Here is a 10,749-nt window from a genome sequence, read left to right as displayed (position 1 = left end):
AGCCCTGCTAGACAGAATAAAAAGTAACCTAGCCGCGTTTGCTCTTTCTGTTTTTACTTCGCATGTGGCAGAAAAAGGCCCTAACCGCTTCTATGCATGGCCAGATCCTCTCTCCCACCTAAAAGGAGGGGGTTTATGTCGTTTTTTTAATTAATGTATATATAACAAACACATTTTATAAAAATAAATGCATCTAAAATAAAAAAGGGTGAATCCCATCACCCTTTTTACGTTATGACTATCTACTCTCAACCTCAACTGAAACAATATGATCAATCTCTTTTAAAGAACTATATAACTCAGTTGTATATAAATCTTCAGGTGCTAATATCACCATTTCTAATTGTTGAGATGCACCATTATCAATATCTTTAATTTTAACCCGTTTCACTTGCATGTTTAAAATTTTTATTTGCTTAAAGATTCCATCTAACTCTCTATGCTTGTTTACAATAATTTTTATAGCTACATCCTTTTGTCTTAATGAGTACGGTCCAGCAATCTTTACAAGATGAGGCAATACATTGATTGCTAATATAATTAAAATCATAGCTACTGTTGCTTGTATATAAAAACCTGCCCCAATTGCAATACCTAGAGCAGACGCCGCCCACACCATAGAAGCTGTAGTTAATCCCGAAATCACATCGTTATTTCTTCGTAAAATAACTCCCGCTCCGAGAAAACCAACACCACTTACAATTTGAGCTGCTAAACGCATCGGATCCATATTTGTATGACCTGGTGAAGAATAAACATTCACCGATTCAATTGAAACGATTGTAATTAAACAACTTGCTACAGAAATGACCATACTTGTTTTCACACCAAGTGGTTTATTCTTTAGCTGTCTGTCAATCCCAATAAATAAACCTAAAAAGAGCGCTAAACCTAATTTGAGTAAAAATTCATATGACATTTTTCATTCTCCTTACTTATATGATGTTCATCATTCCTCTTCGTAAACATCATTTTTCCTTGAATATTAAACTATAACTCGTTTTGGTTATCAATTCCAGCCTTTTCTATATAAATCCATTTTAAATTTTCGACATCTAAATCCCTGCTATGCGGAATAAAAAGTAACCTACACCCACTTACTCTTTCTGTTTTTACTTCGCATGTGGCAGCAAAAAGCCCTAACACCGTTGCTATGCATGGCCAGATGCTCTCTCCCACCTAAAAAGAGGGGTTTTATGTCGGTTTTTTAATTGATGTATATATAAAAGCCGGAAAAATATTATAAAATATTTTTCCGGCTTTTTATTATTTCTCTTGCTTTTCTTCTTTTACCTTGATCTTCGCATCTTTATAGAATGCTAGTTTTCCTTCATTATACTCTTTTGTATATTGATTAAACTTCTCTTTTTCTTTTTGCGTTTCTTCGTTTAATGTATTAACAGCTTTAACTTTCTCGTCAATCTCTTTTAATTTTGTTTCTTTTACTTTTAACTTTCCATAAAGTTCTTTTTCAATCGCCAATGATTTCGTGTAGTTTTCATTCATTTTCTGGAAAGCTGCATAACGATTTTTATAAGCTTCTTCTACTTTTTTTGCTTGCTTTTGTAATTTTTTATCTTCGATTTTCTCTGTATAACTTTGAACTGATTTTGTTTCTTTTTGAGCTTTATCGAGCATCTCTTTTTCAGTTTTCAGAATTTTTTCACGCTCATCTACATTTGCCACAGCCTGATCTATTTTTTGGGCTACTGCTTCATTATGCTCTTTTCCTTCTTGTATAATTTGAGTGTACAATTCCTGTCCTTGTGTTTCTAATTTCTCTAATTTTTTCGCATCATCAAATAATGCTTTTTCTTGCTTTGCTGCATTTTCAAAAGCAGCATATATATTTTCTTCTGGTTTCTCACCAAAACAACCAGATAATAATCCTACTGATAGTGCCCCAACTAATGCTATTTTTCTATAAGTCAATGTCGATTCCTCCATCAAATACGGTTATCATGCCAGAAATTCACCGGGAAGTGATTTTCTTCATGATATGCTTCAAATTCATACCCTTTTTCTTTTAGTCCTTTAATAATAGCTGGTACGGCAGCAACAGATTGCGGGTGAATATCATGCAATAAAATAACTTCTTGTGGCTTCGTTGCACCAGCAAGTACATTTTGAACAATTTTTGCTGAAGCTGCATCAACTGGCATTTTGCTATATTTCCAGTCTAAAGAGTCGATTGTCCAATCCCATACTTTAAAACCGCCTTCGACCACTTTGTTTCGAAGCGCCTCATTTAATCCCGGCATTGAGCCATATGGTGGACGTGTTAGCTTTGGAGACTGTCCAATAATATTTGCGATTAGACCTTGATCTTCTTTCATTTCATTTACATACTCGCCACTTGTGTATAATTTTTTAAAGTCATGTGTCATACTATGCATACCCACATAATGACCCTCTGCCTTCTCACGCTTTACTAGCTCAGGGAATTGTTTTACATTTGCACCAATTAAGAAAAATGTCGCTTTCGCATCATTTTGTTTCAACATATTTAACAGCTCAGCCGTATATTTTCCTGGTCCATCATCAAAAGTAAGATAAGCAACTTTTCTCTCCTTACCATTAAAGCGACTTGGCGCGGCTTTCTTCATCTCAATTTTTGGTTGTTCACTTGCTAACTGTACTGTATTTTCTTGCTTAGCTACAGCTGTTGCTGGTGAAGTAATGGATTGAAACATAAAATAACCAACTGCTATTGCAATAATTGCTACCATTACAATCACTATACGTTTTACCTTAAAAGCATTTTCCATTCTATTGAACCCCTCTCTCTATTAATCTCATATATAAATCATCTGATATAATTATACATGTATTTGTTTTATTGCAACTATAAAAAAATAAATATTGTATCAATTGTATCAGAAGTTTTATCCAAATCATTGTACCAATGTAAATTTCAACACTTTATGCATAAAAATATATCGTTTTATGTATTTGAAAGTCTTTACACAAATCAAATCCCATAAAAAAAGGTTGGCAGGTGCCAACCCTTTCATTCATTTCGAGTCGTTTTTGGTGTAATACCTAGATGTTCATTTAATTTTTCAGATATATCTTGCACATTTTTTTCATTTGGAATGTAGTAATAAATACCACCTATACGTTTATCTGTACCTTCTACTTGCATTTTTTCCATTTGTAAATCTGATCCTGCCATATTTCTTGTAATAGAAAGCATGTCATCAAATGTTAAGTTCGTTTTCATATTACTATCAATCGCATCTAATAAAGAACTCATTTTACTAATAGATTGAACCGACATTGCTTTTTTCGCAATTGCTTCTATTACAAGCTGTTGTCTTTGGCCACGCATCGCATCACTATCAATTTTACGTGTTCTCGCTAAAGCAAGAGCTTGCTCTCCATTTAAATGTTGATACCCTTTTTCTAAATGAATCATACCTGCTTGGTCTTTACTATCTTGTTCTGTAAATGTAACTGGTACATCAATATCAATACCACCAAGTGAATCAACAATTTTCACAAAAGAATCAAAGTTAAATTTCACATAATAATCCACTGGAACATTTAAAAATCTTTCAACAGTATCACGCGTGCTTTCAACACCACCAAACACATGAGCGTGTGTAATTTTATCTAATTTCTTTCTTGATGGGATATATACGCGTGAATCACGCGGGATACTTACTAATTTTACTGACTTATCATTTTTATTGATTGTAGCTAATAACAGTGCATCCGTACGAACAGCTTCTCCATATTGACCTTTTCGGATATCACTACCATCTACACCCATAATCAAAATCGAGATATTATCCTTTAACGGTTCAACTTCTTTATCACGCTTCGTTGATTTATCAATTTGTGCATATGCATCACTTACAACTGCTTTAGCTTTATTATATATAAACGAACCATATCCGACTGCTCCAAAAATAAGCAGGAAGAATGGAATCAAAATGAACCATTTTATAGATTTTCTTTTAGAACGTTTCTGCCTGCTTCTTGTATTTTGTTCTAATTCAGAGCTCATGTTCATTCTCCTCTCTTTCTCTTTTCCTAGTATACTCTATGTCTATCAATCTTCATATTGAATTTCATTTCATTCACCTTACATTTTTGTAAGATTTCATCGTAAAAAAAGAAGGAAAATCAATATATATTTCATTTCACATTATACTCTCGTGTTTCCTTTTGACAAGTACCAGAAGATAATTCCAAAAATTTCACAGATCCATATATACATGCTAGTAAAAAAATTCCCCACAATTATTACTTTCCCAATCATACCGATGGAATTTAGATAACAGTTGTTAGGCTTGTAATTTCACACCATCATGTTCCGCTGTTAATGTAAATTTTTCAGGACTTACGTCATACATAAAATCTTTCTTTAGACTCCTGCAACCATTCTTGCCTTTCAAATTACATCCCGTTACAGCTGAAATTGATATCATTGTAAGAAGACATACTGCTATCATTTTTTTCATCTTCTGCACCTCCACCAATGAATATACAGGTGGTTTGTTACAAGAATGCGGCAAATAGAAAGTAATAATAAGGTGAAACTTCAATCAGTGGGGTTTTCTTCATCCCCAACTGATTATTAGCCCTCACCAGTCGGGATAAATAACAAAGGAAAGCTAACACACTGCTAGCTTTCCTTCAAAACCTATATAAATCCATTTTAATTTTTCAGCATATAAATCACTGCTATGCAGAATAAAACATGATCTACACTCGCATTTCCCCTTTGTTCCCACCCTTGCACGTGGCAGGAAAAGGCCTTGACAGCTTCTATACATGGCCCGTCCACCTAAAAAGAAAGGGGTTTTTATGCCGTTTTTTTAACTTGTATTTATATATTTTATCCTGCTATTTGAGGCCTCATAGTCAATGGGGATGCCCACTGATTAAAGTTTCACTTTACTTTTTTACTGATAAGTCTCTTTTCACAACAGTACCCTCATGATCTATCTCAAGTTCATAAACCTCCAGCGCCGGAAATACTTTCATTAACTGCTCAGCAATGTCCTGACGTTTTTCATATGGAGTTAAAATAAAAACAGAAGGTCCCGCACCGCTAAGCGCTGTTCCATATGCTCCAAATCGTTTAGCATACTCGCGAATTGAAGGCAATACAGGAACAAGTTGGGAACGATATGGCTCATGAAACCGGTCTCTCTCCATCATTTCACCAACAATCTCCCATTTCTTTTGACATATTGCCGCCACTAATACGTTGCTTACTGCACTTGCACGAACGGCATCATGAAATTGAAATGTTTCTGGTAATACAGAACGGCTTTTATTTGTATTTAATTCCTCATGAGGAATAAGAGCAATTACCCCTAATTCCTTACTCTCGATTCTTACAACAGACACATGCTTCCCATCCATTGCACCAATTACTGTACCTCCTAAAATAGAAGCTGCTACATTATCAGGATGCCCCTCGAAGCTTGTAGCAAGATGCACTTTCTCCTCTGTTGTTAAATGTAATTCTCCAAGTTGATTGGCAAGCTCTATTCCTGCTACAATGGCTGACGCACTACTTCCCAATCCCCTTGTAAGCGGAATATTACTAGTAACTTCTATTGTGTAAGAAGATAAAGAAGGACATACCCGAAGTGCCGTACTTACAATTAAATTTCTTTCATCACTTGGAATGGAAGAATCAAAAGAATGGATAACGTGCCAATAAGCTGATTCCTCTTTAACTGCTACTTCCAAATATAATGATAACGCCATTCCTACAGAGTCAAAACCAGGACCTACATTTGCCGTACTAGCTGGAACACGAACTTTAAACGGTATCACGAAACGATCACTCCTTTAATATGTTCTTTAATTTGTTCCATATCATTTGAAACACTTGCGATTTCTACTTGATTAGAAGCAATAACAATATCAGGGTCTTTTAAACCATTCCCTGTTAATACAGCAACAACTGTCTCTCCCTTATGGATTTTCCCGGATTGAACATGTTTGATTACGCCTGCCAGAGAAGCATTTGACCCTGGCTCTGCAAAAACGCCTTCTGTTTTTGCTAGCAGCTGATAAGCATTTAAAATCTCTTCGTCTGATACCATATCAATTTCACCATTCGATTGTTTTGCCGCTTCTACAGCATAGGACCAGCTAGCTGGATTACCAATACGAATCGCAGTTGCAACTGTTTCTGGTGAGTCGATAACATGACCTTTTACAATTGCTGCTGCCCCTTCTGCTTCAAAACCGTGTATCCTTGGCTTCTTGAATCCCTTTTCTTTCTCATACTCACAGAACCCTTTCCAATACGCTGTAATATTCCCTGCATTTCCAACCGGAATAGCAAGGACATCTGGTGCTTTTTGCAACTGATCACAAATTTCAAAAGCAGCAGTTTTTTGCCCTTCAATACGATATGGATTAACAGAATTTACTAATGTAATTGGCTCTTCCGCAGCAATTTGACGTACAGCTCGAAGCGCATCATCAAAGTTTCCTTCTATCGAAATAATTTCTGCTCCATATGCGATTGCTTGTGCTAATTTCCCATGAGCAATTTTCCCTTCCGGTATAACAATAATACACTTCATTCCAAGGCGAGCAGCATATGCTGCTGCCGATGCTGATGTATTTCCTGTTGAAGCACAAATGATGGCCTGTGATCCTTCTTCTTTTGCCTTCGCAACCGCCATCACCATTCCTCTATCTTTAAAAGATCCAGTAGGATTGGCACCCTCATATTTTCCATATAGCTGAATCCCTAATTCCTTAGAAATATTCAGAAGTGGGATTAGAGGTGTATTCCCTTCCATCAAGCTTACATCTGGTGTTTTTTCGCTGACCGGTAAATAAGAAGCATATTGTTTTAATAAACCATTATACATATTCTTTTTCCTCCTCAATACTGTAATAACTTTTAATTTCATGCGCTACACTTTCTAATGCTGTTAACACCTGTTCAAATTGATATTTTGAAGTTTGATGTGTCACAATTACAATTTCTGCAAACTTTTTATTCAATGGTAATTGAATAATCTCTTCTAAGCTAATTGACTGATTAACGAAACATTCTGTTATTTGTTGAAACATTCCTGGTTCGTCAAGTAACACAGTACGTAAAAAGTATTTCGAAACAACTTCTTCATCCCGCTTTAGTTTATAAGGCTCTGGTTCTTTTAACACGCTTTGGTTTTTTGTTACCTGATTCATATTTTTAACAATAGAAATGATATCGCTCACTACAGCAGACCCCGTTGGTAATTTCCCAGCACCCGGCCCATAAAACATTACTTCACCTACAGCATGACCGTGTACATAAACAGCGTTAAATTCATTATTTACACTAGATAGCGGGTGATGATTTGGCAATAAAGTAGGTGCTACACTTAAGTTAATTGCAGAACCTTGTTTCTCTGCTTTTCCAATCAGTTTCATTGTAAATCCGAATTTCTTTGCCATTTCTAAATCTTCTTTTTCTATATTTCGAATACCTCGAACATGCACATCATCTAATGAAACATTCATCGAAAACCCTAAATTAGCAAGAATAGCAACCTTCCGTGCAGCATCAAGCCCATCTACATCTGCTGAAGGATCTGATTCTGCAAATCCTAATTTTTGCGCTTCTTGCAACGCTTCTTCATACGACCAACCATTTTGGCTCATTTTTGTTAAAATATAATTTGTTGTTCCATTTACAATTCCCATTATTTTTTCAATGTGATCAGAAGCTAAGCCATCTGCAAGTCCTCTTAGTATTGGGATTCCTCCTGCTACACTAGCTTCATAAAATAAATCACAATTGTTTTCATTGGCTAATTGCAACAATTCCGCCCCATGCACAGCCATTAAATCTTTATTCGCAGTTACGACATGCTTCTTGTTTCGCAAAGCCTTTATAATACACTCCTTTGCTTCTTTGATTCCTCCCATTACCTCTACTACGATATCAATATATAAATCATTTAAAAGCTCATCGGCATTTCGTGTAACAGCAATCCCATCAATAGAGACATCCCGTTCTTTTTCCAAATCACGTACAGCTACTGTTTTTACCTTTACCTTGCATCCTGTATCAAGAGCGATCTTCTTATAATGCTCCTGCAAAATTTGAACGACACCACTTCCAACAGTTCCCAAACCTAATACGCCAACATAAATAACATTACTCATTTTCCAATCTCCTCCTAAATTTAAATGTATACTATATGACTCACCTTTAGCTGCTTTACATTCATGCAGGTGGTGGTTATTTCCGTACATATCAATCGTTTCATATTGCAGCACCTCCCTTCAATGTCAAAAAAAAACACACTCATCCCTAGTAAAGGGACGAATGTGTTTTCGTGGTTCCACCCTTGTTCCAATCCAAATATACATGTACTTCAGATTGCTCAAGATCAGATAACGGCTGAGACCGTCAATAATTACTAGATTACTCGTTCACTATTGAAGTTTAAAGGTGGTAAGATTATTTTTCGTGCTAGGAAGTTCACAGCCTATGACTTCCCTCTCTGAAAACCGTAAAAATAATCCCGTGTCCTTATCATTACTTTTCGTTCATGTCCATTTGTTAAATTATTATAATTACGACAATTCAAAAAATCAAGCCCATTTTCAAGAAAAATATTTATACGTTCTTTTCTCAACCAGATCATTACACTTTTATAACTTATTTTAAGATAATAAATACTTAAACTTACCTACTTCTCTTTTGAAATTGGATCTTACATAAAAATCCCAAATCAAATAACTATATTACTGATTTGAAATCGTAATTGGCAATCGAGTAAACATTCTTTGAACGCCTGAACTATTAATTATATTTATATATTTCCTCAAGCAATATAACACAAAAAATTTTTAATATAATCTTTTTGTATAACTTTCCTCTAAAGAACGTGCAACTTCTTCCTCAGTTGAATTGATTTTTGCGTGATCCGTAAGCATTTTTGCTGCTGATGGCAGTCCTTCTTTTTCCATCCAAGATTCTGGATTCCACAATTCAGAACGAATAAATGCTTTTGCACAATGAATGAAACACTCTTCTACTTCTACAACAATTCCTAGAAGCGGACTACGACCATTCACTTGCATTTCTGCCAAGATCTCTGGATCTTTTGTGATAGCTGCACGCCCATTTATTCTTAATGATTCCCCAAGCCCTGGAATGAAACAAATAAGCCCTACCCTTGGATTAGATAAAATATTAAGAATAGAATCAACTCGCCGATTCCCTGGTCTTTCCGGAATTACAATTTGGTTTTCATTTAAAACATATACGAATCCAGGTGCGTCTCCCCTTGGAGAAGCATCACAATGACCAAATTCATCTGAAGTAGACATTACTAGAAATGGAGATTTAGACAAAAAATCACGACAATGATGGTCAAGCGATGGAATCACTTTTTTTACAGCCCGCTCACTTGGATATCCTAAAATAAGACGTAATTCATCTTCTGTTGAAATAAATGAATGTGTTTTCTTTTCTTCTATTCCCATTCCATATACACCCCTTAGTTTTTTCTTTGTTTTCTCAAAATTATATATATTTATTGTATACTAAAATATACAGAAAGGGGAATATCAATGGCAGAATGGTTAACGATATTTGATACAGAAGGAAAGAAACTCGGAAAAAAATTACGTGATGATGTGCATCGTGACGGCGATTGGCATGAAACATTCCATTGTTGGTTTGTGGAAAAAGAAAACAACGACATTTGTTTATACTTTCAATTACGCGCTAAAAACAAGAAAGACTTCCCAGGAAAATGGGATATTACATCTGCTGGACATATTATGCATGATGAGGATATACAAATAGGTGGTCTTCGTGAAATAGAAGAGGAATTAGGACTTTCCTTTCAAACTACTGATTTAAAGTACAAAGGTATTTTTAAAATCAATCATGAAATTCCGCATTTCATTGACCGTGAAATGTGTCATATGTATTTTCACAATGTCATAAAGCCACCTCTATTCTCACCAGGTGATGAAGTAGAAGATGTAATAAAAATAAATGCCACTTCCTTTTTACAACTTCTAAAAGGCGAGATTCCATCTATAACAGGCATTTCAGCTTTAAATGAACATGCAAAACCTATTGCAATAACATGTGAAGATATCTATCCATATGAAATCGAATATTATAAATTCGTCGTAGAAAAGGGACGAGATATGCTAAAAATCAATAATTTCTAAAGTTAAATTGACCCCCACTTGAATAGTGCAGGGGTCTTCACCATTTATACGTCTTCTTTAAATAGCTTGAAAGATTTATAGGTAACCTTTATTGCTTCTCCAGTACCTTCAATTTCTTCTCTACCCGTACAAACAAATGAATGATTAATGCGATCATAAGACCTAAAATCGCAATCATTGTATGCGGATATCTAAATAGCACACCAATTACGCTCCCTATTAAAATCATAAAAATGCCATTTTGCTTCATCACTTCTGCACTGTATTGATTTCCAGCATTCCATAACTCTTTATTTTTCATTGATCGACGTGTTCGATAACCATATACTGCATTAATATCTGTTGGTGGATTTTTTTGCAAGATTAGTGCAGCTAGTACGAATATGATACCGATCAATAAGCTAATTCCTATATGTACAAGCGCATATACCATCCTATTGCCCTCCACATTTTCTTTGAATTTTATTGTTGGTTTATATTTTTATTATACAACTGATCCAAACCTTAAAACCTATATTTTCCAAAATAAAAAAAACATATCTTTCACTTCAAATTCACACTGAAGTCACATCTATC

10 protein-coding genes, 1 pseudogene and 1 other annotated feature are annotated in these 10,749 nt (G+C 35.1%); of the genes and pseudogenes, 1 reads left to right on the top strand and 10 read right to left on the bottom strand.

The genetic code is table 11. The features are described 5' to 3' along the window. Positions 1–238: 238 nt before the first annotated feature. The 9 genes and pseudogenes from COO03_RS24585 to COO03_RS24550 all read right to left on the bottom strand — a co-directional run bounded on the left by COO03_RS24585 (position 239) and on the right by COO03_RS24550 (position 9,471). Positions 239–919, bottom strand: a complete 681-nt coding sequence (locus tag COO03_RS24585) for an MgtC/SapB family protein (protein ID WP_097899587.1) — start codon at positions 917–919, stop codon at positions 239–241. Positions 920–1,266: 347 nt separating this feature from the next. Then, positions 1,267–1,932 carry a YkyA family protein gene (locus COO03_RS24580; RefSeq protein ID WP_097899586.1) on the bottom strand — a complete coding sequence of 222 codons (666 nt, stop codon included), beginning with the start codon at positions 1,930–1,932 and terminating at the stop codon, positions 1,267–1,269. A 14-nt stretch (positions 1,933–1,946) separates the two neighbouring features. Next, entirely contained in the window at positions 1,947–2,768 is an 822-nt protein-coding gene (locus COO03_RS24575; RefSeq protein ID WP_097899585.1) for a peptidoglycan-N-acetylglucosamine deacetylase, read from the bottom strand. A gap of 242 nt (positions 2,769–3,010) precedes the next feature. Then, on the bottom strand, positions 3,011–4,012 hold the full coding sequence (locus COO03_RS24570; protein ID WP_097899584.1) for an LCP family protein: 1,002 nt from the start codon (positions 4,010–4,012) through the stop codon (positions 3,011–3,013). A gap of 283 nt (positions 4,013–4,295) precedes the next feature. Continuing rightward, positions 4,296–4,484 (bottom strand): annotated as a pseudogene (locus tag COO03_RS27265) (hypothetical protein); the annotation flags it as partial. 421 nt (positions 4,485–4,905) lie between these two features. Continuing rightward, complete coding sequence (gene thrB / locus COO03_RS24565) at positions 4,906–5,799, bottom strand: homoserine kinase (RefSeq protein WP_097899583.1); 894 nt, start codon at positions 5,797–5,799, stop codon at positions 4,906–4,908. Further along, complete coding sequence (gene thrC / locus COO03_RS24560; protein ID WP_097899582.1) at positions 5,796–6,854, bottom strand: threonine synthase; 1,059 nt, start codon at positions 6,852–6,854, stop codon at positions 5,796–5,798. The genes thrB and thrC overlap by 4 nt, the downstream gene beginning before the upstream one ends. After that, entirely contained in the window at positions 6,847–8,142 is a 1,296-nt protein-coding gene (locus tag COO03_RS24555) for a homoserine dehydrogenase (protein ID WP_097899581.1), read from the bottom strand. Before COO03_RS24555 ends, thrC begins: the two co-directional genes overlap by 8 nt. Before the next feature lie 152 nt (positions 8,143–8,294). Beyond that, positions 8,295–8,528 (bottom strand) — a binding site (T-box leader). A gap of 304 nt (positions 8,529–8,832) precedes the next feature. Then, positions 8,833–9,471, bottom strand: a complete 639-nt coding sequence (locus COO03_RS24550) for a pyridoxamine 5'-phosphate oxidase family protein (RefSeq protein WP_097899580.1) — start codon at positions 9,469–9,471, stop codon at positions 8,833–8,835. An 87-nt stretch (positions 9,472–9,558) separates the two neighbouring features. On the opposite strand from COO03_RS24550, the gene COO03_RS24545 reads away from it, so the two are divergent. Beyond that, positions 9,559–10,173 (top strand): NUDIX hydrolase, encoded by a 615-nt coding sequence (locus COO03_RS24545; protein ID WP_097899579.1) that lies wholly within the window; start codon positions 9,559–9,561, stop codon positions 10,171–10,173. Positions 10,174–10,261: 88 nt separating this feature from the next. Here COO03_RS24545 and COO03_RS24540 read toward each other — a convergent pair whose 3' ends face one another. Continuing rightward, positions 10,262–10,606, bottom strand: coding sequence for an SdpI family protein (locus COO03_RS24540; RefSeq protein WP_097899578.1), 345 nt, complete (start codon positions 10,604–10,606; stop codon positions 10,262–10,264). Between the last annotated feature and the right edge of the window lie 143 nt (positions 10,607–10,749).

The organism is Bacillus sp. AFS098217 (genome assembly GCF_002551815.1).
In the GTDB taxonomy this organism is placed as follows: domain Bacteria; phylum Bacillota; class Bacilli; order Bacillales; family Bacillaceae_G; genus Bacillus_A.
The sequence above is the reverse complement of the archived record's forward strand: the minus strand, read 5'-3'. Positions and strand labels throughout refer to the sequence as shown.